The sequence below is a fragment of the Rhizobium bangladeshense genome, from assembly GCF_017357245.1.
Taxonomy (GTDB): Bacteria; Pseudomonadota; Alphaproteobacteria; order Rhizobiales; family Rhizobiaceae; genus Rhizobium; species Rhizobium bangladeshense.
The window spans coordinates 424,780-450,986 of record NZ_CP071614.1 but is presented as its reverse complement, the minus strand read 5'-3'; the positions used below and the strand labels follow the sequence as shown (position 1 = coordinate 450,986).

Genomic DNA, 26,207 nt, shown 5'->3' with positions numbered 1-26,207 from the left:
ACGTGGCTCATTTCGTCATCCTGGGTGCAGGCGAATGCGGTGCGCGCGCCGCTTTCGCTCTGCGGGAAAAAGTTTTTGCCGGCGAGATAACGCTTGTTGGCGCCGAACCCCTTCACCCCTACGAGCGACCGCCGCTTTCCAAGGTGTCTGCTACCGATGCCGGCGATCCGAAATTCATCGCCGCTGCGGAAAAATACGCCGAAAGCGGCATCCGGCTGCTGACCGGTGTTGAAGCCAGGGATTTCGATTCCTACTCCCGGACGGTCATGCTTTCGGATGGCACCGCGCTCTCCTACGACAAACTTCTGCTGGCGACGGGCGCGGCCGCGCGATCGTTCCCCGGCGCTCCGGAAGGCAATCCGCATATCCGTTCGCTTCGGACTCATGAGGACGCGGCCGCTCTGCGCGACGCGATGAGGCCGGGGCGGCATATCGCCATTATCGGCGGCGGCTTCATCGGGCTGGAACTTGCCGCGACGGCGCGCCTGCTTGGCGCCGACGTCACCGTTATCGAGGGGCTGGAGCGTGTGCTGAAACGTGGTGTGCCGGAGGAGATCGCCCATCTGCTGACCGAACGCCACCGCGCCGAAGGTGTCGATATCCGCTGCGGCGTCTCGATCGAGAGATTGACTGCTGAAAGCGGAAAGGCGGTCGTCAAACTGTCGACTGGCGAGATGATAGAGGCCGATCTCGCCCTCGTCGGCATCGGCGCACGGCCGAATGTCGACATCGCCGAAAGGGCAGGCCTCGCCATCGAAAACGGCATTGCCGTCGACACCTATTTGCGGACCTCGGCGCCTGATGTCTTTGCCGCCGGCGACTGCTGCTCCTTCCCGCTGCCGATCTATGGCGGCCGGCGTATCAGGCTCGAATCCTGGCGCAATGCCCAGGAGCAGGGCACATTGGCCGCAGCGAACATGCTCGGCCGCGACGAAGCCGTCTCATCCGTGCCGTGGTTCTGGTCGGATCAATACGACCTGACGCTGCAGATATCAGGCCTCGCCGAAGGGGCGGTCCGGCATCTGCGCCGCGACCTCGGCCCGGACGCCTTCATTCTCTTCCATCTCGACGCCGATGGCCGGTTGGTCGCCGCAAGCGGCATCGGACCGGGCAATGCAGTGGCGCGCGACATCAGACTTGCTGAAATGTTGATCGCGGCTGGCGCCCATCCGGACCCTGCGGCGCTGACATCAAGCAACGTCAAGCTGAAATCCCTTCTGGCCGCTTGAGCCTCCTGACATTTTCAAAGGAATCGATGATGAAAAAACATAAGCGCGCAACCGTTGCCGACCTGCTTGCGGAAAAGGGCAAGCGTCAGCTGACCATGCTGCGCGTCACCTCGCTCGAGGAGGCCGAAGCCGCCGAAAAGGCCGGGATCGACATGGTCTCGGTGCCGCCATCGCTGCTCGGTCCGGTCTTCCGCGAGATCGCCCCCACCCCCTTTGCCATTCCGGGTCTCGAATATGGCGACCATGTCTCGGCGGAAGACTATCTGCGCGCTGCCTTCGCCGCCCTGAAGGCCGGCGGCGATGCCGTCTATTGCGCGGCAAGCCTGCAGACGATCCGGCGCCTGCGTGACGAGGGTGTTCCCGTTTGCGGTCATCTCGGACTGATTCCCTCGAAGGCGACCTGGACCGGCGGCTTCCGCGCCGTCGGCAAGACGGCTGCGAGTGCGGCCGAGATCTGGCGGCAGACCAAAGCGCTGGAAGAGGCCGGCGCCTTCGCCGCCGAAATCGAAGTCGTGCCGGGAGACGTCGCCGCCGCCATCAGCAGCAACACCTCGATGCTGATGATCTCGATGGGGGCGGGCAGTGGCTGCGACGCGCAATATCTCTTCGCCGACGACGTGCTCGGCGCCAATCGCGACCACTATCCGCGCCACGCCAAGGTCTACCGCAACTTCGCCGCCGAACATGACCGGTTGCAGCGCGAACGCATTGCCGCCTTTACCGAATTCGCCGAGGACGTCAGGACCGGCGCTTATCCGGAAAAGCGTCATGGCGTCGGTATCGACGAGGCCGAACTGAAAATTTTCCTCGACCGGCTGACTGACGAGACTGGCAAGCGCTGATGCCTGCCCGGCGGCTCCTTCTCCCCAGCGCGGAGACGGAGAAAGTTGCATTGGCTTCCGTCGCCGCCTGTGGCAGGAATGATCCGTTCGATTCATTCGGAACGGAGTATTCGGTCCCCTGTGACGATCGGCTTTGCGCATGCGGAACTGATTGCGGTGCTCGTCGCGGTGACGGGGGATGAGCCGCGCGTCATGACCATCCGGTCCGGCAGTGCGCTGCCGTCGGGTCCCTTCGAAATGGGCCATCGCACCCTGCAATCGGGCTTGCGCGAGTGGGTGCAGGAGCAGACGGAACACCCGGTCGGCTACCTCGAGCAACTCTATACTTTCGCAGACCGCGACCGGAACAACGAGATTCTCGGCGGCCGGACGATCTCGATCAGCTATCTCGGCCTCGTCAACGAGCAGGCAGGCGCCGGCCGGCCGGGTTGGCACGGCTGGTACGACTATTTTCCCTGGGAAGACCATCGGCAGGGCAGGCCGGCGGTGCTGGACGAAATCGTGGTACGCCTCAGAAGCTGGGCGGATGCCGATCCGGCCCGGCGCGACCATCGCCATCGTCGCGCCGACTTCACCTTCGGCCTCGACGGCGGCGGCTGGAACGAGGATCTGGCCCTGCAACGCTACGAACTGCTTTACGAAGCCGGCCTCGTGGCCGAAGCCGGAGGCGGGGTGGAGGCCAATCTCGGCCGGGCAATGTTTGCCGATCACCGCCGCATTCTGGCGACAGGGATCGCTCGGCTGCGCGCCAAAATCAAATACCGTCCGGTCGTCTTCGAACTGATGCCGGAGAATTTTACGCTGCTGCGGCTGCAGCGCACCATCGAGGCCCTGGCCGGGCTGACGCTGCACAAGCAGAATTTCCGTCGCCTCATCGAACAGCAGGAACTGGTAGAGGAAACCGGCGGAACGGAAAGCGAGACCGGCGGCCGGCCGGCCAAGCTCTTCCGCTTCCGCCACACCGTGCTCGAAGAACGGGCGCTCGCAGGAACGAAATTGCCGCTCTCCCGCAATTGACATATGCTCACAGCGAGAATATGTCTTTGCCTATGATATGCTCAAATAGAGCATAATTAGGAGCCGGCCATGAATCACCCTGTTTCCGCATCCTCGCTGTACAACCGCGTCAGCCGCGTCATTCCCAAAGCCGAATGGATGTCGTTCGAGGACGACGTGGACGCCATCCTCGAGCTCAAGCGCCGCCGCAACGCCGTCATTCTCGCCCACAACTATCAGACACCCGAGATTTTTCACGGTGTGGCTGACATCGTCGGCGACAGCCTGGCGCTCGCCCGCAAGGCGGTCGAGGTCGATGCCGATGTCATCGTGCTGGCCGGCGTGCATTTCATGGCTGAAACCGCCAAGCTTCTGAACCCCAAAAAAACCGTGCTGATCCCCGATCTCGCTGCCGGCTGCTCGCTGGCGGATTCGATCACGCCTGAGGATATTGCGCTGCTGCGCCAGGCCCATCCCGGCGTCCCCGTCATCACCTATGTCAATACCTCGGCCGCGGTGAAGGCCGCCTCCGACATCTGCTGCACCTCGGGCAATGCCAAACAGGTGGTGGAGTCGCTCGGCGTGCCGAAGGTGCTGATGATCCCCGATGAATATCTCGCCCGCAACGTCGCCCGCGAGACGGATGTCGAGATCGTCGCCTGGCATGGGCATTGCGAAGTACATGAACTCTTCACCGCTGACGATGTTCGCCAGCTGCGTGAAAATCATCCCGGCGTGACGGTTCTCGCCCATCCGGAATGCCCGCCTGACGTCGTGGCGGAGGCCGATTTCGCCGGCTCCACCGCCGTGATGTCCGATTATGTCGGCAGGCAGAAGCCGGCGCGGGTCGTGCTGCTCACGGAATGCTCGATGAGCGACAATGTCGCCGTGCACCACCCCGACGTCGAGTTCATCCGCCCCTGCAATCTCTGCCCGCATATGAAGCGGATCACGCTTGCCAATATCCGCGCCGCACTTGAGGAGAATCGCCATGAAGTGACGGTCGATCCGGCAATCGCCGTCGGCGCCCGCCGCGCCGTCGAGAGGATGCTTGCGATATGACCGAGATCCTTGACCAGCTGACCGGCCGCACCGTCATCGTCGGCAGCGGCCTCGCCGGGCTGATGACGGCGCTGACGCTGGCGCCGGAACCGTCCGTCATCGTCACCCGCGCCGCCCTCGGCGCCGAGACCTCGAGCGCCTGGGCGCAGGGCGGCATTGCCGCCAGCATCGGCGCCGACGACAGCGTCGCACTTCATCTGGCCGATACGCTTTCAGCCGGCGACGGGCTCTGCGACCGAAGTGTCGCCGCCGGCATCATTGCGGAGGCGCCGGCAGCCATCGCAGCGCTGGAACAAGCCGGAGTCCGCTTCGACCGCAATGAAGCCGGAAAACTCTCGCTCGGATTGGAAGCGGCCCATAATCGCCGCCGCATCGTCCATGCTGAAGGCGATGGCTCGGGTGCGGCAATCATCGAAGCGCTGGTGCGGGCTGTGGCGCGGACGCCTGCCATCACCGTGCTCGAAGGTTTCGAGGCGCGACGGATTCTGATGGATGGCGAGCGCGTCGCCGGCCTGCACTGCGCGACCGCAGCCGGCAGGGCCGCCGTTCTTCCGGCTGCAAGGCTGGTACTCGCCACCGGCGGGATCGGCGGGCTTTATGATGCGACCACCAATCCGATGGGCAATTTCGGTCAGGGGGTTGCGCTCGCGGCAAGGGCGGGTGCCGATCTTGCCGATATGGAATTCGTGCAGTTCCATCCGACGGCGCTCGATTCGCGCCGCAGGCCCCTGGCGCTTGTCAGCGAGGCGGTGCGCGGCGAGGGGGCCTTGCTCGTTAATGAACGCAGCGAACGGTTCATGGCCCGCATATCGGGCGCCGAACTTGCGCCGCGCGATGTGGTGGCGCGCGCCATCAGCGCCGAGATCGCCCGCGGCGGCCGCGTCTTCCTCGATGCCCGCAAAGCGCTCGGCAGCCGCTTTGCCACACGCTTCCCCGTCATCGCTGCCCTTTGCGGCGAGGCCGGCATCGATCCGGCCCAAGACCTCATCCCGGTGCGTCCGGCCGTTCACTACCACATGGGCGGCGTCGCAACGGATGCGAATGGCCGCAGCTCGGTTCCCGGCCTCTGGATCGCCGGCGAGGCCGCGTCGACCGGTCTGCACGGAGCCAACCGGCTTGCCAGCAACTCGCTGCTGGAGGCGGCTGTCATGGGCATGCGGGCGGCGCGCGACATATCCGCCATGCCGGCGGGCGGCACCGGCGACGTCTCAGTAGAACAACTGCCGGCACCGGCCGACGCATCCCCCGTGCGGGCCGTCGTCTCGCGCCATCTCGGCGTGCTGCGCAATGCCGACGCCCTTCACGCAGCAATCGCCGCATTGCTGCCACTTGCCGAGGGTGACGGTCCTGCCGCTGATCCGGCCATCGTCGCATTGCTGATCGCCGTCTTTGCCAGCCTGCGGATTGAATCGCGCGGCGCCCACGCCCGCACCGATTTTCCCCTGAAGCTCGCCGATGCGCAGCGCCGCCGGATGCGCCTTTCCCAAGCGCTGGAGATTGCCCGTGCCACACCATCCTATCCGCTGGCCAGGAGCGCCTGACATGAGCCTCGTTCCGCTTCCGCGTCTGATTGTCGAACCCCTGGTGCGGGCAGCCCTGCTCGAAGATCTCGGCCTTGCCGGCGATATCACCTCGGCGTCGGTCGTTCCCTCAGATCACCGCTCCACAGTGGTCATGGCCGCCCGCCAGCCTGGCGTGATCGCCGGCCTCGATGCGGCCGACCTCGCCTTCACGCTCGTCGACCCCGAAATCGTCATGCGTCGCCACATCGAGGACGGCGACGCCGTCAAATCGGGCGACGTGATCGCCACAGTCGAAGGTCCGTCACGCGGGCTCTTGACCGGCGAGCGCACCGCCCTGAATTTCCTCGGCCATCTCTCGGGGATCGCCACCGTCACGGCCGGGATTGCCGCCGCCATCAGCGGCACCAAGGCCTTCGTCGCCTGCACGCGCAAGACGACGCCCGGGCTGCGGGCGCTGGAGAAATATGCAGTGCGGGCCGGCGGCGGCATGAACCACCGTTTCGCACTTTATGACGCGGTGCTGATCAAGGACAACCACGTGGCCATATCAGGCGGCGTCGCCGAGGCGATCCGCCGGGCGCGGGCCGGCGTCGGTCATCTGGTGAAGATCGAGGTCGAAGTGGACCGGCTCGATCAGTTGCAGGAAGCGATGGCCGTCGGCGTCGATGCCGTTCTGCTCGACAATATGACGCCGGACCAGCTGCGCGAGGCCGTCGCCATCGTCGCCGGGCGGGCAATCACCGAGGCATCCGGCCGGGTGACGCCGGCAACGGCCGCCGCAATCGCCGCTTCCGGCGTCGACCTTATTTCGGTCGGTTGGCTGACGCACAGCGCACCAGTGCTGGATATCGGCCTCGATTTCGTCGAGGCCGACGGCGCGGCGCAAACCAGCACCAAATAGATCGCGCAGATGCTGTGATCGATCAGGTCGCTTGCTGTTGGTTGCCGCTGTGGAGGCGGCAGCGGCTGGAATAACTGATGGAAATCACGTCGGGGGCAAAGTGTTGGCAAGCATTTCCGGCCGCTCATGTGAGAAAATGCAAATATTCGGTGTAAAAACTTCTTTTTGCGCTATGCGCGGGCCTATTATCGCTCTAACATGTTCCTGAGCGGCCGGTGCGCATGCGCGTCTGGTCTTCAGGGGTGAGAAGCGGGATGCAACGGACATCCGGACAGATGTCGACGAACAGGCTCTGCCTGCTCGGAAGACCGCGACTGCTGGCAGCGGGGAGGGAACTCCCCTTGCCGGAGAAGTCTTATTTTCTCTTCGCCATGCTCGCCGCCGAAGCCAATCTCGAACTCGACCGCGAAACCGTCAGGCGACAGCTCTGGCAATCGGAAGCTCCGGAAAAACGCGCAGGCAGTCTGCGCCAGCTGCTGGCGCGCATCGAGCAAAGCATTCCCGCCGATCTGCCACCGCTGCTGAAAGCGACCCGAACCCATATCGGGCTTGCCGACGGCTGGGAAGTCGACGTCCATATACTGAAACAGAAAGGGCCGCTCGCAGCCGACGACGGCGACATTCTGAATGGCGAATTGCTCGAAGGCGCGAAGTCGCCGACGCAGGGCGCCGAGGACTGGCTGACCTTCGAGCGCCAGCGTGTCGATGAATTGCGCGCCGCCCATCTGACCAGGCTGGTCGAAACCGCCGATGACAGATCGGATGAAGAGCAGGTGACCTTCGCCCGTCGCCTGCTGGAGCTCGACCCCGCCAGCGAAACGGCCTATCGGGCCCTGATGCGCACTTATGTCCGGATGAACGATCCGGCCGCGGCCCGGCAGTCCTATCTGAAGTGCAAGAGCCAGCTGAAGGACGACTTCGACACCGAGCCGGAGGAAAGCACTACCGCGCTTGCCCGCGAACTCGGCCTGATCCCTGCAGCTCAGGCCGCGGCGGCAGAGCGCCCGTCAGCGGCGCTCGGCGGCGTCGCGGATCCGCTCGGCCAGCCGCGGATCATCATCCTGCCGCCGGAAAGCATTTTCACCGATCCGCTGATGGAGCGCGTCGGCAGGGCCCTTCTCGAAGACGTCACCATCGGCCTCAGCCAGCAGCGCGGCTTCAAGGTGATCGCAGCCCACACGAGTCTCGAGATCCTCAGCCGGGCGGTCGATCCGTCGCGCGCCGTACCCGGGCCGCTCGACCTCAGCTTCGACTATGCGGTTTACGTCACCATCCAGGGCCGCGACGAGGATATCTATGCGACCTGCCGGCTGACCCGGACGACGACGTCGGAGGTGATCTGGGCTCTGGAACTGCCGCTGGTCATGCAGAAGATCAGCGAATCCTTCGCGCATCTGACACGGCGGATCGTCTCCTCGCTCGCCGACACGATCGAGCGCCACGAGCTTGCGATGCCCATCGGCGAAGCGCCGCCATCCGCTTACCGTCTCTATCTGGAAGGCAAGCGGCTGATCGCCCAGACCGACCTGCAGCATCTGCGCCAGGCGCGTAAATGGTTCAGATCCTCGCTTAATCGTTACGAGAATTTCTCGGCCGCTCATGCCGGCGTTTCGCGCGCGCTCGGCATGGAATGGCTCATCCGCGGCATGCAGGACACCGAACTGCTCGACGAGGCGAATGGCGCAGCCCGGCTGGCGCAGCAGAGCGACCCGAACAGCGGCCGAGCTTATCGCGAACTCGGCTTCGTGGCGCTGTACCGACGCCGTTTCGACGAAAGCCTGGAATATTTCCAGCAGGCTCAGGATCTCAATCCCAACGATGCCGACATCCTCGCCGATTATGCCGACGCGCTGTGCCACAACGGCGACTTTGACAAGGCGCTGGATCTGAACAATGCGGCTTTCAAACTCAATCCGCTGCCGCCGGATTACTACTACTGGAATCGTGGCGGCATTCACTTCGACCGCGGCGAATACGACCAGACGATCGAGGCGCTTGAGCCGGTGAAGTCCAAACAGGCGACCGCCCGGCTGCTCGCAGCCGCTCACGCCATGACGGGCGACATGAAAAAGGCCGGCAAATATGCTAACGTCGTGCTGGAGAATTTCCCCGATTTCCGCAGCGAAGACATCCGCCATTTCGTTCCCGACCGCGATCCCCGCTATACGGAAGCGCTGATTCATGGCCTGCAGCTGGCCGGACTTCCTTGATTGCACGGCCTTTTAACGAAGCCTGTAACGGTTAAATGACGCAGACAGTGTTCCCCTGCAATGGTTAACGGCAGCCGGCTGCCTATCCATTGGAGATGGACAATGAAAACCACTGTTGAAGCTCATGCAGCAATGCCCTCCCAGCCGCGTTTCTCGGCCGCAGCCAAGGCTGCGATGAAGCAGGACGAACTTAACGTCGCTGCAAACGCTCTCGAAAACCTGACACATGCGCTGAAGTTCCGCTAAGGGCGAGATCGGTATGTCCGCTTTCGCCGACCTTGACACGCTTGCCGATGATCTCAAGCGATCATCGGCCGGCGTCAGCGACTATCACGACCGTGCATTCACGCCGGCGCAGACCCTTGCAGCCATCAGGCCGTATCTGCGCGAATTTGGCATCACGCGCGTCGGCCTGCTGACCGCCCTCGACGTCCTTAACATCCCCGTCGCCTTCGCGACGAGGCCGAACAGCCATACGCTTTCGGTCTTCCAGGGCAAGGGCATCGACAATGATGCAGCCATGGCTTCGGCCGCAATGGAGGCGATCGAGACGCGGATCGCGGAAATTGCGCCTGCCGACCTGACGCGGGCGACGGTGGAGAGCATGCGGGCGGAACGCGCCGCCATGATCGATCTCGACAATGTCGCACGATGCGCGCCCGATGAAATCGGCGGTGATCCCATCCCCTGGTGCTCCGGACTTGACATCCTGTCCGGCAGCAGCGTCTTCGTCCCCTGGTGGCTCGTCGGCCTCGACCATCGCGGCGAGCGGCCGCGGGGCTTTGAGCAGTCGAGCGACGGGCTTGCCTCCGGCAATACGCCGTCCGAAGCGGTCCTCCACGGACTTTGCGAGCTGGTGGAGCGCGACGCCTGGGCTCTGACCCAGCTCAAATCGCCGCAGCGCCTCAAGGAGAGCCGCATCGACCCCTCCTCCTTCGGCGATGCGGTCATCGACGTCATGACAGACCGGATCACACGTGCCGGCATGCGGCTGCTGCTGCTCGACATGACAACGGATATTGGCGTTCCGGCCTTTCTGGCCATCATCATGCCCGGAAATCTTTCCGATCGCGTCGACGCGCGCTGGTCGCATGTCTGCGGTGGCTGCGGTTGCCATCCCGATCCTGTCCGCGCCGCGCTGCGCGCCATCACCGAAGCCGCGCAGAGCCGGCTGACCGCGATTGCCGGCAGTCGCGACGATTTCTCACCGCGCATCTATCAGCGGCTCGATCGGAGTACGGCGATGCAGCAACTGGTCGAACTCTGCCAGAGCGACGGCCGGATGCGCTCCTTTCAGAGCCGCCATCACCGTCCGGCGACGATCCAGGAGACCATCGGCCGGATAACCGACCGGCTGGCTGCGACCGGTATCGAGCAGATCGTCGTCGTCCCCTTCGCCCATCGGCCTTTGCCGGTCTCCGTCGTTCGGGTGATTGTGCCGGGCCTGGAGGTCGACATATCAGGTCAGTACGTCCAGCTCGGCCTGCGCGCCGTCAACACCATGAGAGGAGCCCAATCATGAAGGTTCTGTTCGTCGGTCCGAGCCTTGGTGGCGGTCTTGCCGCAGCGAGAAACATGTTTCCCTGCATCGATTTCCGTCCGCCCGCCGCCCGCGGCGACATCCTGAAGGCGGTGGAGGATGGCGCCACCGCGATCGGTCTCGTCGACGGCTATTTCGGCGATCTGCCTTCGGTCTGGCACAAGGAAATTCTCTATGCGCTCGAACATGATGTCGCCGTAGCCGGCGGCGCCAGCATGGGCGCATTGCGGGCTGCAGAATGCGCTCCGTTCGGCATGGTTGGCCTCGGTTCAATCTTCAAAGATTACGAGTCAGGACGGCTGCTGGACGACGAGGCGGTCGCGCTGGTGCACGCGCCGCAGGCGCTTGGCTGGCTGCCGCTTTCCGTACCCTGGGTCGATTTTGAGCCAACGATCGAGGCGCTTTATGCCAACGGCGATATTACCTCGGCCGAGCGCAAGAAGCTGCTGCTCTCCGGCCGCTTCCTGCACTTCTCCGAGCGAACCTATGCGCGCGTGGTCGACGAGTGCCATTTCCGCAAACCGCGCCGCGACCATCTCCTCGCCGCCCTCCGCAAGAGCCGGGTCGAACGCAAGCGAGACGACGCGCGGCTGGTGCTGGAATGGCTGCGCCGCGACGAATTCGCGCCCGTCAACCGTGACTGGCGCTTTGCCGCGACCTCGCACTGGGAACTTTTGCACGCCGAAGTCACACGTAATGTGACTCCTGTAACGCTTGAATAACGGTCGCAGCGAAAAGATGCAGTGGTGATGGAATCTGAGGCTTCACGGCCAAAGGGGCGGGAACAATGTTTGAACAACATAACGAAGGTACCGGCAGTGAATACGCAAGGATCTTCCGGCTGCTGTCAGCAGCCAAGGAGGAGGCTGAAAAGCTTCAGCTGCGTAATCTGATGCACCTGACGAACATGGCGCTGCTGCAGGTCGTAATCGATTGGGACGGCATAGACCCCGACAGGGAACTTGACGTCAACCTCGAGAAACTGCTCGGCAGCAAGGCCAAGATCGCAATGAAGGACGCTAGCGAGAATCTGATCCTGATCGATCGCCATTGACCTTCATGCAGCCCGTTGGGATCGCGTGAAGGAGATTCGGCCTATTCGGCCGCTTCACCGTCGACCTGTTCGGTGTGAGCGATTGCCTGGACAAGCTTCAGGATCTTCTTGCGAAGCGCTTCGTTTTTGATCGAGAAGAACGCCGCATTCAGGAGGACACCCTCGCGCGAAATAACGAATTCCTCGCTGGGAGCGGGGTTGTCGTTAGCCGTAACAGGGGTAGACAGGTCGTCGAAAAACGTCCTGACGTCGACATTGAGCGCACCGGCTATTTCAACCAGCATGCTGGCGGAAACGCGGTTGGAGCCTTTTTCGTATTTCTGGATCTGCTGAAACGTTACGCCGACACGATCGCCCAATTCCGTCTGCGAAACTTTGCGCAGCAGACGCTGTATGCGGATCGTCTTTCCCACATGAACATCCACTGCGTGCGGTTCTTCTTTCATTTGTTTTCCCTCCTGAGGACACGGACATGAGGTTATTCGCCATATCCGTGTCTGACAACTTTTAACTGAGACACACAAAGCTAGCAATTGTTTGGCTGTAAGTCGTCCCAAAGCGAAACACTGCATCGCTTCATATTAGCAGCAGCAAAAAACATGCCAAAGTAGCACTTTTGGGGAGTACATCATCCGATTTCAGGGGTCTCGAGCATGGCACACAGAGGTTTATGGTGGACTTCTCAGCCAAAGGATCGGAAAAGGCGTAAACAGAAATTTACAATGACCAAAGGCGCTGCGCATTGGCGAAGAGCAGTTTGGAGCGCTCCGCCTCGCTGCTGCCGGAGATGACGGCATGGGTGGCGGCAACCCAGGTGGAGAGGCCGCCGCCGAGCGTACAGACCGGCCAGTCGCTGCCCCAGACGACACGGTCCCAGCCGAAGCTTGCGATCACATGTTCGATATAGGGCGTCAGGGTCTGTGCTGCCCATGTCTCGGCATCGGCATAGGCAACGACGCCGGAAACCTTGCAGATCACGTTCGGCCGGCGAGCAATCTCCGATATGCCGGCTTTCCACGGCTGGAAGGCATCGGAGCGGATATCGGGAACGCCGCAATGGTCGAGAACGAACTGCACGTCGGGCGCGAGATCAACAAGAGCGACGACGCGACCAGCCTGATGCGGCAATGTGCAGAGGTCAAAGGTCAGGCCGCTGCCGCCGATGCGCCGAATATTTTCGCGGAAAAGGGCGCCTTCCGAAACTGTATCGGGCACGACATGAAGCACGCGGCGGAAACCCTTGACAAAGGGATCGGCCTTCTGACGCTCGAGGTAGGCGGCAAAACCTACCTCCTCGGGACGGCAGGAAACAATCGCCCCGGCAATCAGGCTGCCTTGCCTTTTGGCGATCGATGCAACGTGGTCAGTTTCGGCCTGCATGATGGCGGGATCGACATCGACCTCCATATGCAGCGCTGTCGTAATGCCGCAGCGCCGCGCCTCGACTGCATAGGTTTCATAGGGAAAATCGTGATCAAGAGCCGGCACGCCGGAGAGCCAGGGATAGGAAAGTGCTGAGCGATCAATGATGTGCAGATGAGTGTCGATGAGCACGCGTTCCTCCCAGGCCGGCTGTGCCTCAACCTATCCCCGGTGAATGCATCATTCAAATAGAAATTGTCAAAGGTTGGAGTGAGCGACGTCGGCGCCAGCAAGTTGTGAAAGCTCGGCGGCCGCCTTCTGCACCAGCGTGATCGTCTGGGTAATGTCGGGAGCGGACGGCGCATTGACAAGAGCGATAAACGGGCAGGTGAGGGCGGCGATGCAACGCCGATCCGGCCCGAGAACGGGCGCCGACAGATTGTAGACGCCGGATGTCTGAGCGCTCGCCATCATCTCGTAGCCGCGCTCGCGGATCTGATCGAGACGATCGTAGAATTCGACGCCGAGCTCGATATCTGCGCGGTTGCGCACATGTTCCGATATCATCATCTCCCGCTCCTCATCGCTGCGGAAGGCGAGCAGCACATGCCCAGAACCGGTATCGAACAGGCTGATATGGGCGCCGATGCGGATCGAGAACCCCCAATAATCCGGCGCCTCCTGCTGGGCGATGACGACGGCGGCCCCGCGATCGAAGACAGCGAGATGATTGGCCTGGCGCGTGCGCTGGGCGAGGTCGCGCATCAGCGGCGTGGCGTAGGAGGCGAGCCGGCGCACCGGCGCATGCAGTTGCGCAAGCCCGAAGAGCTTCAGCGTCAGCGAATAACGATCGCCATCCAGCCGGGTGACGTAACCGCGACGCACCAGACGGTCGAGCATGCGATAGAATTCATTGGGGCTGCGGTCGAGCCGCTTGGCGATTTCCGCCTGGGTGAGGCCGCTGTCGACGCCGGCGAGCAGTTCGAGGATATCGAGGCCCTTGTCGAGGGCAGGGGCCCGATAGCGGTCTGACTCGTCGATCTCCATTCCTTCCTCCTATGAATATAACTTTGCATATACGCAGAACCGAGGCCGGAAAAGGAAAACTTCGCTTGACCCTTAGCCAATCGTCTGTTTGTCTATAAACAGACAAATTATTGATGAAGACAACCTAGCCGGCGGAAACGACGAGAGGCGAGGCTTTCGCGGCTTGCCCTGGGCCGGCCGAAATGTGCAAAGAGGGAAAATGGCAGACTTTGATAGACGACCTATTCCATCCTGCGCGGCGTTCGGCAAAATAAGATCCGCATGCATCGTCTCGCATAGACAATTCCAGAAGAGGCCCATGACATGACAAACAGACTTTCCGGCAAGACCGTTCTCATTACAGCCGCCGGCCAGGGCATCGGCCGGGCGACGGCCGCAGCCTTTGCCGCGGCCGGTGCCAAGGTGCATGCGACGGACATCAACACCGAGGCGCTGGCGACGCTAGCCGCGGAAACCGGCGTCTCCACCCATAAGCTCAACGTGCTCGACGGGGATGCGGTCACGGCGCTCGTCGCCGAGATCGGCGCCGTCGACGTGCTGTTCAACTGCGCCGGCTTCGTGCACGCAGGCTCGATTCTCGAGATGCAGGATGCCGACCTCGAGTTCGCGTTCGACCTCAACGTCAAGGCGATGATCCGCACCATCCGGGCGGTGCTGCCCGACATGCTCGAGCGGAAGGATGGGGCGATCATCAACATGGCTTCCGTCGCCTCCAGCATCAAAGGTGTGCCGAACCGCTTCGCCTACGGCGTCACCAAAGCGGCTGTCATCGGGCTCACCAAATCCGTCGCCGCCGACTACGTCTCGCAAGGCATCCGCTGCAACGCCATCTGCCCCGGCACGGTGGAGAGTCCGTCGTTACAGGACCGCATGCGCGCCCAGGGCGATTACGATGCGGCGCGCGCGGCCTTCATCGCCCGGCAGCCGATGGGCCGGCTCGGCTCGCCGGAAGAGATCGCAGACCTCGCCGTCTATCTCGCCGGCGCCACCTACACGTCGGCCAGGCGATCGCCATCGACGGCGGCTGGACGATCTGACGTCAGGCAGTGACGGCCGGCGATAGCCGGCCGGCAGATAGCCGGCCGACCCGGCTATCGCAATTGGCCAATAAATCGGGAGGAACACAACATGACCCGCATCACCGACCTTCGCGTCTTCGATCTTCGCTTTCCCACCTCGCAAAGCCTGGATGGATCGGATGCGATGAACCCCGATCCCGACTATTCGGCCGCCTATGTCATTCTCGATACGGACGCCCCGGGCCTTGCCGGCCATGGCCTGACCTTCACCATCGGCCGCGGCAACGACATCTGCTGCATGGCGATCGAAGCGATGCGCCACCTCGTCGTCGGCGCCGACCTCGGCGAGGTGCTCGCCCATCCCGGCAAATTCTGGCGGCATCTGACGAGCGACAGCCAGTTGCGCTGGATCGGTCCGGAAAAAGGCGCCATTCACCTGGCGACCGGCGCGGTCGTCAACGCCGTCTGGGATCTGCTCGCAAAACAGGCCGGCAAGCCGGTCTGGCGGCTCGTCGCCAACATGTCGCCTGAGGAAATCGCCGATATCGTCGACTACCGCTACCTCACCGACGTGCTGACGCGCGATGAAGCGGTCGCTATCCTCAAGAAGGCTGAAGGCGGCAAGGCGGAACGTATCGCCATCCTCGAAAAGGAGGGTTACGCCTGTTACACGACCTCGGCCGGTTGGCTGGGTTATGAGGATGAGAAATTGAGTCGGCTCTGCCAGGAGGCGATCGATGCCGGCTTCAACCATATCAAGATGAAAGTCGGCCGCGATCTGGACGACGATATCCGCCGTCTGCGGATCGCCCGCGAAGTCATCGGTCCCGATCGCTACCTGATGATCGACGCCAACCAGGTCTGGGACGTCGGCCAGGCGATCGAATGGGTCAAGGCGCTTGCTTTCGCCAAGCCCTTCTTCATCGAGGAGCCCACAAGCCCCGACGATGTCGCCGGCCACCGCAAGATCCGCCAGGCAATCAGCCCGGTGAAGGTCGCAACCGGCGAGATGTGCCAGAACCGGATCATGTTCAAGCAGTTCATCGCCGAAGGCGCGATCGATATCGTCCAGATCGATTCCTGCCGCATGGGCGGGCTGAACGAGGTTCTCGCCGTCCTGCTGATCGCCGCCAAGTTCGGCCTGCCGGTCTGGCCGCATGCCGGCGGCGTCGGGCTCTGCGAATATGTGCAGCATCTGTCGATGATCGACTATGTCGCGGTGTCAGGCACCCGGGAGGGCCGCGTCATCGAATATGTCGATCACCTCCACGAACATTTCCTCGATCCCTGCCGGATCGAGAACGCCGCCTATATGCCGCCCAGCCTGCCCGGTTTTTCCATCGAGATGAAGCCGGATTCGATCAGCGACTATACGTTTCGGGGCTAATGCCTGTCGCCCAGAAGTGTACGGATCGAATTTGATGCGACGCGCTTAGCGCATCGGCCGACGCAGGTTGGAAGCGCTACAGCATCCGCCTGAAAAGACAGGCAGCGCTGGAGCACATCTCATGCCTCGTCCTTTACGGCGCTCGCGGCCATGTAGCTGAGATCCTCCCAGAGGCTTTCGGCGAAGCTGCGCAGGACCGTCAGCTCGAAGGTGTCGTCGCCAGTGCGGGCGATCTGCACCGAGATGTGACCGACCATCGTCATCACAGAACTGCCTTCCGCAAAGGCGGCAGGATCGAGATCGACCGCCGTGCCTTTGGAAAGAAGCAACCTTGAGGAGTGGCCGGAAACGCCGATGCGGATGCGGCCGTGGCTCTGGTCCGTGACGAAGGCTTTTCCCGCAAGCGCCGCCGTAAGAGCCTCAGACCTGCGTGGGCAAGCGGCTGGTCGCCGGCGACGAACCATTGCCTGAAACCGGCTTGCGGATCGAACTTTCCGCAAAGCCCGCTTTCGCCAGCTCAGCCGCAAGCGCCGCCGGTTCGATCGCGCCGAGCACATGCAGCAGATGGCCTCCGGCAGGGCTTCTAGCCGGATGCCTGATGCCGCTATGCTGCTATGTGCCGTCCCGGCGAGAACCGACCGGTGCTGGGGAAGATCAGGCATGGAGCTTCTCGTTTTCGGGATCGATAAAGACGGGATGGCAGAGCACCGCATCGGTGAATTCATTGCGCAGGCCGTTCCAGACCGTCACCTTTCGCCGACGCGCTCAGGCCCGCGCCGGACGAGCGCCAGGCCGATCGTATGGCCGAGGCTCGGCGAGAAGGCGCTTGACGTAACGTAGCCCTGATCGTTTTCGAGCGTCGCCGCAGCGCCCTCCGCCAGGATGTGCGAGCCGGTGCGAAAGCCGCTTGCCGGGTTGAGCGGCTTGACGCCGACGAGGCGCGGGCGCTCGGGATCCTGCAGGCCTTGCGCGCGAGCATCGCCTTGCCGATGAAATCGGGCTTGGTCGACGAAACCATGCGGCCGAAGCCGAGGTCGCCTGGCGTCACCGTGCCGTTGATTCCGCATGGGTGATATGGCCCTTTTCGATTCGCATGACGCCGAGCGCTTCGGCGCCGTAAGCGCAGATGCCGTGTTCTCGCCTGATGCCATGACGGCGTCGGCGACGCCTTCGCCGTAACCAGCAGGCACGGCAAGCTCGTAGGCGAGTTCGCCCGAGAAGGAGATCCGGAAGAGCCGGCCTTCGAGGCGGCCGCCAAACAGTGAACCTCGCGGGCGCTCATGAAGGGAAGGCGGCGTCGGATATGTCCTCGTCGACGATCTGCGAGAGAATGGCGCGCGACTTCGGCCCGGCCACGGCCATCTGCGCCACTGATCGGTCGAGGAGGCGAAGCAGACGTCGAGCTCTGGCCAGAGCGTCTGGGCGCAGAATTCGAGATGGGTGAGGACGCCCGCGGCAAGCGCGGTCGTCGTCGTCATGAAGAAATGCTCGTCGCTGAACCGGCTGGTGGTGCCGTCGTCATAGATAAAGCCGTCCTCGCGCAGCATGATGCCATAGCGCGCCCTGCCGACGGGGAGCTTGGCGAAGCTATTGCAATAGATCCGATCGAGGAAGGTCGCGGCATCGCGGCCGAAGATTTCGATCTTGCCGAGGGTCGAGACGTCGCAGAGGCCGGCATTCTTTCTGATGTTCAGCACTTCGCGATCGACGCTCTCGCGCCAGGTCGTCTCGCCGGCCCGCGGGAACCAGGAGGAGCGATACCAGAGACCTGTCTCGACGAAGACCGCGCCGTTCTTTTTCGCCCAGCCGTGCAGCGGCGATTTGCGCGCCGGCTGGAAATCTTTGCCGCGCGATGCCCCGGTCAAGGCGCCGAAGGAAACCGGCGTATAGAAGGGCCGGAAAGTCGTCGTACCCACCTCGGCGGGCGATACGCCGCGCGCCTCGGCGAGAATGCCGATGGCGTTGATGTTGGAAAGCTTGCCCTGGTCGGTCGCCATGCCGCTGGTGGTGTAACGCTTGGCAAGTTCGACATGACCGTAGCCTTCACGGACGGCGAGGCCGAGATCCCTGAGATGCACATCGTTCTGGTAATCGACAAAGGCCTTGCCCTTCGCGCCTTTAACCGACCAGAGCGGCTTCGTGCGCTGAGCCGTATCGGTGGCTGAGGCAAAGGCCGGTTCCGCTGCGAAACCGATCGACTTCAGGGCGGCGGCCGCCTTTGCGGCGCCATCGCCGAGGCAGGCGGTGATTTGCGCGAGGCCGGCAGCCGAGCCGGCAACGGCAAGACCATCCTGCGCAGCCGGAGCCAGAAAGGCGGATGCTCCTGCGACCATTGCGGTTTGCCGCCGCGATGGCAGGCAAGATGGATGATCGGGCTCCAGCCGCCCGACATGGCAAGTGCATCGGCTTCGATCCGACGCACACCGTCTTCGGACTCGACGCTGACGCCGTGCAGGCGCTTGCCGCCGAACGCATCGATCACCCGGGCGCCCTGCAGCACCTCGGCGCGGCCCTGCCAGGCCTTGCACGCATCCGCGCGGCTGTCGACGATCGCCGCAACGCCGAGTCCGGCCGCTTCAAGGTCGGCGGCGGTGCGGTAACCGGCATCGTTGGTGGTGAAGATCACCGTGCTTGTGCCCGGCGCCACTGCCTGCCGGTTGAGATAGCTGCGCATGGCGCCGGCCATCATCACGCCGGGAATATCGTTGCCGCCGAAGACGAGCGGCCGCTCCTCGGCCCCCGTCGCAAGGATCGCCTGCCGGGCAATGATGCGCCACAGCCGTTCCACCGGACGATCCGGATCGGGCATCGCCACATGCTTCTGCACCCGCTCCACCGCGCCGAACATATTGTCGTCGTACCAGCCGAAAACAGTCGTGCGCCGCAGGCGGCGCACATTCGCAAGCCCTTCGAGTTCGGCAAGCAGCTCGCCAAGAAAGGTATCAGCGGGTTTGCCTTCAACCGCGCCGCTTTCGGGAAGCAGGCTGCCGCCAAGTTCTGCTCCCTCGTCGGCGAGGATGACGCGCGCGCCTGCGCGGCCTGCCGTCAGCGCTGCGGCCAGACCGGCCGGGCCGGCGCCAATCACCAGTAGATCGCAGTGGGCCCAGCATTTCTCGTAGGCATCGGGATCGGGCTCATAGGAGGCCCGCCCGAGGCCCGCCGCCTTGCGGATCAGCGGCTCATAGAGCTTTTCCCAGAGCGCCGCCGGCCACATGAAGGTCTTGTAGTAGAAGCCGGCGCTGAGGAAGGGCGAGAGCAGCCCATTGACCGCGCCGAGATCGAAGCCGAGCGATGGCCAGCGGTTCTGGCTCTTGGCCGCCAACCCCTCATAGAGCTCGATCATTGTCGCGCGTGTGTTTGGCTCGGTGCGCCCGCCGCTGCCTGTCGTCACCAGCGCGTTCGGTTCGGCAGCACCGGCGGTCAGCACGCCGCGCGGGCGGTGATATTTGAAACTGCGGCCGACGAGCTTGATACCGTTGGCAAGCAGCGCCGAGGCGAGTGTGTCGCCCGGATGGCCTTCGAGCGCCTTGCCGTCGAAGGTGAAGCCGAGTGTTCTAGTGCGGTCGATGCGGCCGCCGGAGGAAAGACGGAAACTCGTCATACCGCTTCTCCGCCGATTTTGGAAAGGGCGGCATCCCGGACGCCATGGACCGCATGGGTGACGGTATCTCGTTCGACGATCAGCCAGCGACGGCATCCGGAAGAATGGTGCCAGTATTCGCTATGGCGGCCGCGCGGATTGTCGCGGAGGTAGACATAGTCGTACCAGGCATCGGCGCCGGCATCCGGCGCCGGCCGGACAAGGTTCGCATCGCCGCGGATCGAGAATTCCTCCCTGGGCCGGACGCCGCAATGCGGACAGGAAATCAGGCTTGCCATGGTCGAATGTCCTCAGTGCAGATTGGGCTGGGCGCCGACGCCCTTTTCGTCGATCGCATAGCCGCTCGCAAAGCGGTCGAGCCGGAAGGCGCGGGCCGTCTGGTGCAGTGTATTGCGGGCGATCAGATGGGCGTAACAGAAGCCGGAGGCGGGTGTGGCCTTGAAGCCGCCGTAACACCAGCCGGCGTTGAGATAGAGATTGTCGATATGGGTGCGGTCGATGATCGGCGAGCCGTCCATGCTCATATCCATGACGCCGCCCCAGGAGCGGAGGTAGCGCACACGCGACAGCGACGGGATCATCGCCAGTCCGGCTTCGGCGACGTGCTCGACCGTGGCAAGATTGCCGCGCTGGGCATAGGAATTGTAGCCGTCTATGTCCCCGCCGAAGACCAGCCCGCCCTTGTCCGACTGGGACACGTAAAAGTGCCCGGCGCCGAAAGTGACGACATTGTCGATGAAGGGTTTCAGCCCTTCGGAGACGAAGGCCTGCAGCACATGGCTTTCGATCGGCAGACGAAGGCCGGCCATATCAGCGACGACGGTGGAATTGCCGGCGGCCGCAAGCGCCAGCTTGCCGCAGCCAATGAAGCCTCTGCTGGTTTCGACGCCTGTCACCCGGCCGTTTTCCCTGCGGATGCCGGTCACCTCGCACTGGGTGATGATGTCGACGCCGCGGCTGTCCGCGCCGCGGGCATAACCCCAGGCGACTGCGTCGTGGCGCACCGTGCCGCCGCGCGGCTGGAAGAGGCCGCCCATGACGGGGAAACGGGCATTGTCGAAATCGAGGAAAGGCAATTTCCTGCGCACCGCCTGCCGGTCGAGAAGCTCGGCGTCGACGCCGTGCAGCCGCATCGCATTGCCGCGGCGCGTATAGGCGTCGCGCTGCGCGTCGGAATGAAAGAGGTTGAGAACGCCGCGCTGCGAGACCATGGCGTTGAAATTGAAATCCTGCTCCAAGCCTTCCCAGAGCTTCATAGACAGCTCGTAGAATGGGTTGTTGCCCGGCAGCAGGTAGTTCGATCGAATGATCGTCGTGTTCCGGCCGATATTGCCGGAGCCGAGATAGCCCTTTTCGAGGACGGCGACATTGGTTACGCCGAATTCCTTTGCAAGATAATAGGCCGTGGCAAGACCATGACCGCCGCCGCCGACGATGACCACGTCGTAATGCGGCTTAGGCGCGTGGTCGCGCCACGCTGGCGCCCAGCCTTTGTTGCCGCGAAGGCCGTTGAACAAAATCGAAAGAGCGGAATAGCGCATGGGTCAATCCGAATAGAACCGTCGGATGATGCCAGAAACTGCGTGGCCCACTTGCCCAAAAGGGGCATAAACGGTTAGAAAAGAGACATGCCTTCGTGCGATAGCAGAAATACCCAGGAGATTGGCTTCATCCTGATTCCGGGATTCGCGCTGATGTCCTATGCCTCGGCGACCGAGCCGCTCAGGGCGGCAAACCTTCTGGCGGGCCGCGAGATCTACCGCCTGTCGGTCTTCTCCCCGGACGGCGCGCCGGCGCTCTCCTCCTCAGGCGTCAGCGTGCCCGCGGAGCCTCTTCCCGCCAGGGGTTCGGATCTCGGGACGGCCTTCGTCTGCGCCGGCGGCTCGCCGCGCGACTGGGGCTATCCTGGGGTGCTTGCGTGCCTGCGGCAATTGTCGCGCGAAGGTGTCAGGATCGGCGGCATCTCGGGCGGTCCCTATCTCATGGCCGCCGCAGGTCTGCTTGCCCGCCGCGACTTCACCATCCATTGGGAACATGCGGCCGCCCTCCTCGAAGCTTTCCCCGATCTCACACCACGTCAGGCGCGCTTCGTGATCGACGCGAACCGCATCACCTGCGGCGGCGGCATTGCGCCTCTCGACATGATGCATGTGCTGATCGCCGAGCGCATGGGACCGGACTTCGCCCGTCGGGTCAGCGACTGGTATCTCCACACCGAAGTCAACGAGCCGGCGGCCCCCCAGCGTGGCTCGCTGGCCGAGCGTTACCGCGTCCACCACCCCGGCCTGCTCAGCATTCTCGAACGGATGGAGGAAACGATCGAAATGCCGCTCGACCGAGCCGCCATGGCGCGCATCGCCGGCGTCACCCCCCGCCATCTCGACCGGCTCTTTTCAGCCCATCTCGGCATAACCTTTCTCGATCAATACCACCGGATCAGGTTGCAGCATGCCCATCGGCTGCTGAAGCAGAGCCCGCTTTCCGTCTCGGAGATTGCGATGGCCACGGGTTTTTCCAGTCCGAGCCATTTTTCCCGGCTGTTCCGTGCCGTCTACGGCCTAGCTCCGCGCGAGGCGCGGCGGGAATAGTTTTCTTCACGGTTGAGGAAATTTCACTATGGCGATAGGGTTGCCTTTCGGCAAAACGAAGGCAGCAGCATGAAAACAAAGCTCGAGACGACAGGGCAACCGGAACAGTCGCAGGGCGGGCGCCCCGCCTTTTCCCAGGATCCGCACGCTGTTCGGGAGCCGAAGGAAAACAACCTCGAAATGGCGATCGGCCATGAGGTGCGCGCCTACCGCAAGAAACTCGGCATCACCGTCACCGATCTCGCGGCCGCGACCGGCATTTCCCTTGGCATGCTGTCAAAGATCGAGAACGGCAACATTTCGCCGTCGCTGACGACGCTGCAATCGCTGTCGCGGGCGCTCGGCGTGCCGCTGACGGCCTTCTTCCGCCGCTATGAAGAGCCGCGCAACGCCGTTTTCGTCAAGGCAGGGCAGGGCGTGGAACTCGAACGGCGCGGCACCCGCGCAGGCCATCAGTATAATCTGCTCGGCCATATCGACAACAACACCAGCGGGGTCATCGTAGAACCCTATCTCATCACGCTGACGGCCGATTCCGATGTTTTCCCGACGTTCCAGCACGAGGGCATGGAGTTTCTCTACATGCTCGAAGGCGAGGTCATCTACCGCCACGGCGACCAGCTTTTCCAGATGCAGCCGGGCGACAGCCTGTTCTTCGACGCCGATGCGCCGCATGGGCCGGAGCAACTGGTAAAACTGCCGAGCAGATACCTCTCGATCATCAGCTATCCACAGCAGAGCTCCAGAGGCTGATTTGCCTTAGAAGAAAAAATTATTCTTAACAGTTGATGGAGGCAATCGGACCTGCTAGTCCTTTCTCAAAATGAAAGGAGGCACTGGCTATGTGCGGCATTGTTGGATTGTTCCTCAAGGACAAGAGCCTTGAGCCTCAGCTGGGAAACCTGCTTTCGGATATGCTGATCACCATGACGGATCGCGGACCGGACTCGGCCGGCATCGCGATCTATGGCGGCTCTGCCGAGGGCAAGGCGAAAGTCACCATCCAGTCCGCCAATCCAGGTGTGGACTTCGACGGCCTGGCCGGCGATCTCGACAAAGCCGGCATCAAAGCCCACGTGTGGATCAAGAGCACGCATGCGGTCATTGAGTTTGATGCCTCCAAGCTTGGAGCAGTGCGCGAGGCGCTCGAACGCATCCGCCCGGCGGTCCGCCTCATGGGATCGGGCGAAACCGTCGAAATCTACAAGGAAATCGGTCTTCCGAAAGACGTCGTGGCGCGCTTCGGCGTCCGTTCGATGAGCGGAACCCACGGCATCGGCCATACCCGCATGGCGACGGAATCCGCCGTCACCACGCTCGGCGCTCATCCGTTCTCGACCGGCGCCGATCAGTGCCTCGTGCACAACGGCTCGTTATCCAACCACAACAACCTGCGCCGCGAACTGGTTCGCGAAGGCATGACCTTCGAGACGCAGAACGATTCCGAAGTCGCCGCCGCCTATCTGACGGCCGAAATGGCCAAGGGCAAGGATCTCGGCCAGGCACTGACAGGCGCCCTCGACGATCTCGACGGCTTCTTCACCTTCGTCGTCGGCACCAAGTCCGGCTTCGGCGTCGTGCGTGACCCGATCGCCTGCAAGCCCGCCGTCATGGCCGAGACGGACCAATATGTCGCCTTCGGCTCGGAATACCGCGCGCTGGTCAACCTTCCCGGCATCGAGAATGCCCGCGTCTGGGAGCCGGAGCCGGCGACCGTTTACTTCTGGGATCACGACAAGGCCGCCTGAAGGGGCACCTGAGAGCCAAGAGGCGGCTCGGGCCGTCTCTCCGACCAACGAGGTACCAATGCCCACATTCGATCTTTCCAACACCCCGCTTCGCGAACTGAACAGCGCCCTGCATGCCCTTTCCAAAGGCGCCAACGACACTGAATTCGAAGTTATCAATCCCCGCGGCAGTCATGCCGTCGCCGTCGGTATCGACAGCCCCGTCACGGTCGCGGTCCGGGGATCGGTCGGCTATTACTGCGCCGGCATGAATGACGGCGGCAGGGTGACGGTTCATGGCTCGGCCGGACCGGGTGTTGCCGAAAACATGATGTCCGGCACCGTCGTCATCGAGGGCGACGCCAGCCAATATGCCGGCGCCACCGGCCGGGGCGGCCTGCTCGTCATCAAGGGCAATGCGGCATCGCGCTGCGGCATTTCGATGAAGGGCATCGACATCGTCGTTCACGGCAGCATCGGCCACATGTCGGCCTTCATGGGCCAGTCCGGCCATCTCGTCGTCCTCGGCGACGCCGGCGACGCACTGGGGGATTCGCTCTACGAAGCCAAGCTGTTCGTCCGCGGCACGGTCAAGAGCCTCGGCTCCGACTGCATCGAGAAAGAGATGCGGCCGGAGCATCTGGAAAAGCTCGCCGAGCTGCTTGACAAGGCCGGCGTGACGGACGTCAGACCTGAAGAGTTCAAGCGCTACGGCTCCGCCCGCAAGCTCTACAATTTCAACATCGACAACGCCGACGCGTACTGAGGCGAGGGACATCAATGAGCTATCACAATCCCTATACCCCGCCGCGCAAGTCCGCGACCTTCGACGACCATACGCTCGCCGAAATCCGCCGCGCGGCAGCCACCGGCATCTATGACATTCGCGGCGCCGGCACCAAGCGCAAGGTTCCGCATTTCGACGACCTGCTGTTTCTCGGCGCCTCCATCTCGCGCTATCCGCTCGAAGGCTATCGGGAGAAGTGCGACACCTCGGTGGTACTCGGCTCGCGCTTCGCCAAGAAACCGATCATGCTGAAGACGCCAATTACCATTGCCGGCATGAGCTTCGGCGCGCTGTCCGGCAATGCAAAGGAAGCGCTCGGCCGCGGCGCGACGATCGCTGGCACGTCGACCACGACGGGCGACGGCGGCATGACCGATGAGGAACGCGGTCATTCGCAAACGCTGGTCTATCAATATCTGCCGTCGCGCTACGGCATGAACCCTAGGGATTTGCGCCGCGCCGACGCGATCGAAGTCGTGGTCGGGCAGGGCGCCAAACCTGGCGGCGGCGGCATGCTGCTCGGCCAGAAGATCTCCGACCGCGTCGCCAATATGCGCAACCTGCCGAAGGGCATCGACCAGCGTTCGGCCTGCCGCCATCCGGACTGGACCGGCCCTGATGATCTCGAAATCAAGATCATGGAGCTGCGCGAGATCACCGATTGGGAGAAGCCGATCTACGTCAAAGTCGGCGGCGCGCGCCCTTATTACGACACCGCCCTTGCCGTGAAGGCGGGCGCCGACGTCGTCGTGCTCGACGGCATGCAGGGCGGCACGGCGGCGACCCAGGATGTCTTCATCGAGAATGTCGGCATGCCGACGCTCGCCTGCATTCGTCCTGCCGTCCAGGCGCTGCAGGATCTCGGCATGCACCGAAAGGTGCAGCTGATCATCTCGGGCGGTATCCGCTCGGGCGCTGACGTGGCGAAGGCGCTGGCGCTCGGCGCCGACGCGGTCGCGATCGGCACGGCGGCGCTCGTCGCGATCGGCGACAACGATCCACGCTGGGAAGCGGAATATCAAAAGCTCGGCACGACGGCCGGCGCCTATGACGACTGGCATGAAGGCAAGGATCCGGCGGGCATCACCACACAGGACCCGGAGCTTGCAAGACGTCTGGATCCGGTTGCGGCCGGCCGCCGCCTCGCCAACTACCTCAAGGTCATGACGCTCGAAGCCCAGACCATCGCGCGCGCCTGCGGCAAGAACCACCTGCACAATCTCGAACCGGAAGACCTTGTTGCATTGACGATCGAGGCATCGGCCATGGCGCAGGTGCCGCTCGCCGGCACCAACTGGATCCCTGGCAAGGGAGGCTTCTGATTTCTACCAG

General features: G+C 63.2%; 24 protein-coding genes and 2 pseudogenes. 18 read left to right on the top strand and 8 right to left on the bottom strand.

The features are described from left to right. The first annotated feature begins 2 nt into the window (after positions 1 to 2). The 11 genes from J2J98_RS26005 (at position 3) to J2J98_RS25955 (ending at position 11,357) form a co-directional block, all read left to right on the top strand. On the top strand, positions 3 to 1,229 hold the full coding sequence (locus J2J98_RS26005; RefSeq protein WP_207603645.1) for an NAD(P)/FAD-dependent oxidoreductase: 1,227 nt from the start codon (positions 3 to 5) through the stop codon (positions 1,227 to 1,229). 26 nt (positions 1,230 to 1,255) lie between these two features. Beyond that, positions 1,256 to 2,071, top strand: coding sequence for a 3-methyl-2-oxobutanoate hydroxymethyltransferase (locus J2J98_RS26000; RefSeq protein ID WP_207603644.1), 816 nt, complete (start codon positions 1,256 to 1,258; stop codon positions 2,069 to 2,071). A 120-nt stretch (positions 2,072 to 2,191) separates the two neighbouring features. After that, a complete protein-coding gene (locus tag J2J98_RS25995) occupies positions 2,192 to 3,088 on the top strand; it encodes an NUDIX hydrolase (protein ID WP_207603643.1) in 897 nt (298 codons plus the stop codon). A gap of 69 nt (positions 3,089 to 3,157) precedes the next feature. Then, complete coding sequence (gene nadA / locus J2J98_RS25990) at positions 3,158 to 4,129, top strand: quinolinate synthase NadA (RefSeq protein WP_138396205.1); 972 nt, start codon at positions 3,158 to 3,160, stop codon at positions 4,127 to 4,129. Then, positions 4,126 to 5,670 (top strand): L-aspartate oxidase, encoded by a 1,545-nt coding sequence (locus J2J98_RS25985; RefSeq protein WP_207603642.1) that lies wholly within the window; start codon positions 4,126 to 4,128, stop codon positions 5,668 to 5,670. The genes nadA and J2J98_RS25985 overlap by 4 nt, the downstream gene beginning before the upstream one ends. A 1-nt stretch (position 5,671) precedes the next feature. Next, entirely contained in the window at positions 5,672 to 6,553 is an 882-nt protein-coding gene (nadC, locus tag J2J98_RS25980) for a carboxylating nicotinate-nucleotide diphosphorylase (protein ID WP_138396207.1), read from the top strand. A 254-nt stretch (positions 6,554 to 6,807) separates the two neighbouring features. Beyond that, on the top strand, positions 6,808 to 8,763 hold the full coding sequence (locus J2J98_RS25975) for an AfsR/SARP family transcriptional regulator (protein ID WP_207603641.1): 1,956 nt from the start codon (positions 6,808 to 6,810) through the stop codon (positions 8,761 to 8,763). Between the two features lie 102 nt (positions 8,764 to 8,865). Further along, positions 8,866 to 9,009, top strand: coding sequence for a hypothetical protein (locus J2J98_RS25970; protein ID WP_167358959.1), 144 nt, complete (start codon positions 8,866 to 8,868; stop codon positions 9,007 to 9,009). Positions 9,010 to 9,022: 13 nt separating this feature from the next. Further along, positions 9,023 to 10,285, top strand: coding sequence for a YcaO-like family protein (locus J2J98_RS25965; protein ID WP_207603640.1), 1,263 nt, complete (start codon positions 9,023 to 9,025; stop codon positions 10,283 to 10,285). Continuing rightward, entirely contained in the window at positions 10,282 to 11,025 is a 744-nt protein-coding gene (locus tag J2J98_RS25960; RefSeq protein WP_064707396.1) for a TfuA-like protein, read from the top strand. The genes J2J98_RS25965 and J2J98_RS25960 overlap by 4 nt, the downstream gene beginning before the upstream one ends. A gap of 65 nt (positions 11,026 to 11,090) precedes the next feature. After that, a complete protein-coding gene (locus tag J2J98_RS25955; RefSeq protein WP_004668299.1) occupies positions 11,091 to 11,357 on the top strand; it encodes a hypothetical protein in 267 nt (88 codons plus the stop codon). Positions 11,358 to 11,398: 41 nt separating this feature from the next. On the opposite strand, the gene J2J98_RS25950 is transcribed toward J2J98_RS25955, so the two are convergent. The 3 genes from J2J98_RS25950 to J2J98_RS25940 all read right to left on the bottom strand — a co-directional run bounded on the left by J2J98_RS25950 (position 11,399) and on the right by J2J98_RS25940 (position 13,766). Continuing rightward, a complete protein-coding gene (locus J2J98_RS25950) occupies positions 11,399 to 11,803 on the bottom strand; it encodes a helix-turn-helix domain-containing protein (protein WP_011428287.1) in 405 nt (134 codons plus the stop codon). A gap of 271 nt (positions 11,804 to 12,074) precedes the next feature. Beyond that, the gene (locus tag J2J98_RS25945) at positions 12,075 to 12,911 is read right to left on the bottom strand and encodes an amidohydrolase family protein (protein ID WP_064707397.1); all 837 of its coding nucleotides are present in this window, start codon (positions 12,909 to 12,911) and stop codon (positions 12,075 to 12,077) included. A gap of 66 nt (positions 12,912 to 12,977) precedes the next feature. After that, positions 12,978 to 13,766, bottom strand: a complete 789-nt coding sequence (locus J2J98_RS25940) for an IclR family transcriptional regulator (RefSeq protein WP_207603639.1) — start codon at positions 13,764 to 13,766, stop codon at positions 12,978 to 12,980. 303 nt (positions 13,767 to 14,069) lie between these two features. Here J2J98_RS25940 and J2J98_RS25935 point away from each other — a divergent pair. Both J2J98_RS25935 and J2J98_RS25930 read left to right on the top strand, forming a co-directional pair. Then, positions 14,070 to 14,803, top strand: a pseudogene (locus J2J98_RS25935) (SDR family oxidoreductase). Between the two features lie 91 nt (positions 14,804 to 14,894). Continuing rightward, positions 14,895 to 16,172 (top strand): L-fuconate dehydratase, encoded by a 1,278-nt coding sequence (locus J2J98_RS25930; RefSeq protein WP_207603638.1) that lies wholly within the window; start codon positions 14,895 to 14,897, stop codon positions 16,170 to 16,172. A 119-nt stretch (positions 16,173 to 16,291) separates the two neighbouring features. Here J2J98_RS25930 and J2J98_RS25925 read toward each other — a convergent pair. The 5 genes and pseudogenes from J2J98_RS25925 to J2J98_RS25910 form a co-directional block, all read right to left on the bottom strand. After that, positions 16,292 to 16,834, bottom strand: a pseudogene (locus J2J98_RS25925) (sarcosine oxidase subunit gamma family protein). 84 nt (positions 16,835 to 16,918) lie between these two features. Then, positions 16,919 to 18,250: a glycine cleavage T C-terminal barrel domain-containing protein gene (locus J2J98_RS30490; protein ID WP_246569460.1), complete on the bottom strand. Its 1,332-nt coding sequence runs from the start codon at positions 18,248 to 18,250 to the stop codon at positions 16,919 to 16,921. A gap of 122 nt (positions 18,251 to 18,372) precedes the next feature. Beyond that, a complete protein-coding gene (locus tag J2J98_RS30485) occupies positions 18,373 to 19,773 on the bottom strand; it encodes a 2Fe-2S iron-sulfur cluster-binding protein (RefSeq protein WP_246569453.1) in 1,401 nt (466 codons plus the stop codon). After that, on the bottom strand, positions 19,770 to 20,051 hold the full coding sequence (locus tag J2J98_RS25915; RefSeq protein WP_064707403.1) for a sarcosine oxidase subunit delta: 282 nt from the start codon (positions 20,049 to 20,051) through the stop codon (positions 19,770 to 19,772). Before J2J98_RS25915 ends, J2J98_RS30485 begins: the two co-directional genes overlap by 4 nt. A gap of 12 nt (positions 20,052 to 20,063) precedes the next feature. Further along, positions 20,064 to 21,314: a sarcosine oxidase subunit beta family protein gene (locus J2J98_RS25910; RefSeq protein ID WP_207603637.1), complete on the bottom strand. Its 1,251-nt coding sequence runs from the start codon at positions 21,312 to 21,314 to the stop codon at positions 20,064 to 20,066. Between the two features lie 87 nt (positions 21,315 to 21,401). Between J2J98_RS25910 and J2J98_RS25905 the strand changes: the two genes are divergently transcribed. The 5 genes from J2J98_RS25905 to J2J98_RS25885 all read left to right on the top strand — a co-directional run bounded on the left by J2J98_RS25905 (position 21,402) and on the right by J2J98_RS25885 (position 26,197). Next, the gene (locus J2J98_RS25905; protein WP_207603636.1) at positions 21,402 to 22,361 is read left to right on the top strand and encodes a GlxA family transcriptional regulator; all 960 of its coding nucleotides are present in this window, start codon (positions 21,402 to 21,404) and stop codon (positions 22,359 to 22,361) included. A gap of 69 nt (positions 22,362 to 22,430) precedes the next feature. After that, entirely contained in the window at positions 22,431 to 23,114 is a 684-nt protein-coding gene (locus tag J2J98_RS25900) for a helix-turn-helix domain-containing protein (RefSeq protein ID WP_064713300.1), read from the top strand. Between the two features lie 89 nt (positions 23,115 to 23,203). Then, positions 23,204 to 24,109 (top strand): class II glutamine amidotransferase, encoded by a 906-nt coding sequence (locus J2J98_RS25895; protein WP_207603635.1) that lies wholly within the window; start codon positions 23,204 to 23,206, stop codon positions 24,107 to 24,109. A 58-nt stretch (positions 24,110 to 24,167) separates the two neighbouring features. Continuing rightward, complete coding sequence (locus J2J98_RS25890; RefSeq protein WP_207603634.1) at positions 24,168 to 24,854, top strand: GltB/FmdC/FwdC-like GXGXG domain-containing protein; 687 nt, start codon at positions 24,168 to 24,170, stop codon at positions 24,852 to 24,854. Between the two features lie 14 nt (positions 24,855 to 24,868). Beyond that, positions 24,869 to 26,197, top strand: a complete 1,329-nt coding sequence (locus J2J98_RS25885) for an FMN-binding glutamate synthase family protein (protein WP_207603633.1) — start codon at positions 24,869 to 24,871, stop codon at positions 26,195 to 26,197. Positions 26,198 to 26,207: the final 10 nt, after the last annotated feature.

Bases quoted from the DNA above. Each gene is read 5' to 3' on its own strand.
- J2J98_RS26000 (WP_207603644.1), top strand. From the start codon at position 1,256: ATGATGAAAAAACATAAGCGCGCAACCGTTGCCGACCTGCTTGCGGAA.
- nadA (WP_138396205.1), top strand. From the start codon at position 3,158: ATGAATCACCCTGTTTCCGCATCCTCGCTGTACAACCGCGTCAGCCGC.
- J2J98_RS25985 (WP_207603642.1), top strand. From the start codon at position 4,126: ATGACCGAGATCCTTGACCAGCTGACCGGCCGCACCGTCATCGTCGGC.
- nadC (WP_138396207.1), top strand. From the start codon at position 5,672: ATGAGCCTCGTTCCGCTTCCGCGTCTGATTGTCGAACCCCTGGTGCGG.
- J2J98_RS25975 (WP_207603641.1), top strand. From the start codon at position 6,808: ATGCAACGGACATCCGGACAGATGTCGACGAACAGGCTCTGCCTGCTC.
- J2J98_RS25970 (WP_167358959.1), top strand. From the start codon at position 8,866: ATGAAAACCACTGTTGAAGCTCATGCAGCAATGCCCTCCCAGCCGCGT.
- J2J98_RS25965 (WP_207603640.1), top strand. From the start codon at position 9,023: ATGTCCGCTTTCGCCGACCTTGACACGCTTGCCGATGATCTCAAGCGA.
- J2J98_RS25960 (WP_064707396.1), top strand. From the start codon at position 10,282: ATGAAGGTTCTGTTCGTCGGTCCGAGCCTTGGTGGCGGTCTTGCCGCA.
- J2J98_RS25955 (WP_004668299.1), top strand. From the start codon at position 11,091: ATGTTTGAACAACATAACGAAGGTACCGGCAGTGAATACGCAAGGATC.
- J2J98_RS25950 (WP_011428287.1), bottom strand. From the start codon at position 11,803: ATGAAAGAAGAACCGCACGCAGTGGATGTTCATGTGGGAAAGACGATC.
- J2J98_RS25940 (WP_207603639.1), bottom strand. From the start codon at position 13,766: ATGGAGATCGACGAGTCAGACCGCTATCGGGCCCCTGCCCTCGACAAG.
- J2J98_RS25930 (WP_207603638.1), top strand. From the start codon at position 14,895: ATGACCCGCATCACCGACCTTCGCGTCTTCGATCTTCGCTTTCCCACC.
- J2J98_RS30485 (WP_246569453.1), bottom strand. From the start codon at position 19,773: ATGACGAGTTTCCGTCTTTCCTCCGGCGGCCGCATCGACCGCACTAGA.
- J2J98_RS25915 (WP_064707403.1), bottom strand. From the start codon at position 20,051: ATGGCAAGCCTGATTTCCTGTCCGCATTGCGGCGTCCGGCCCAGGGAG.
- J2J98_RS25910 (WP_207603637.1), bottom strand. From the start codon at position 21,314: ATGCGCTATTCCGCTCTTTCGATTTTGTTCAACGGCCTTCGCGGCAAC.
- J2J98_RS25905 (WP_207603636.1), top strand. From the start codon at position 21,402: ATGCCTTCGTGCGATAGCAGAAATACCCAGGAGATTGGCTTCATCCTG.
- J2J98_RS25900 (WP_064713300.1), top strand. From the start codon at position 22,431: ATGAAAACAAAGCTCGAGACGACAGGGCAACCGGAACAGTCGCAGGGC.
- J2J98_RS25895 (WP_207603635.1), top strand. From the start codon at position 23,204: ATGTGCGGCATTGTTGGATTGTTCCTCAAGGACAAGAGCCTTGAGCCT.
- J2J98_RS25890 (WP_207603634.1), top strand. From the start codon at position 24,168: ATGCCCACATTCGATCTTTCCAACACCCCGCTTCGCGAACTGAACAGC.
- J2J98_RS25885 (WP_207603633.1), top strand. From the start codon at position 24,869: ATGAGCTATCACAATCCCTATACCCCGCCGCGCAAGTCCGCGACCTTC.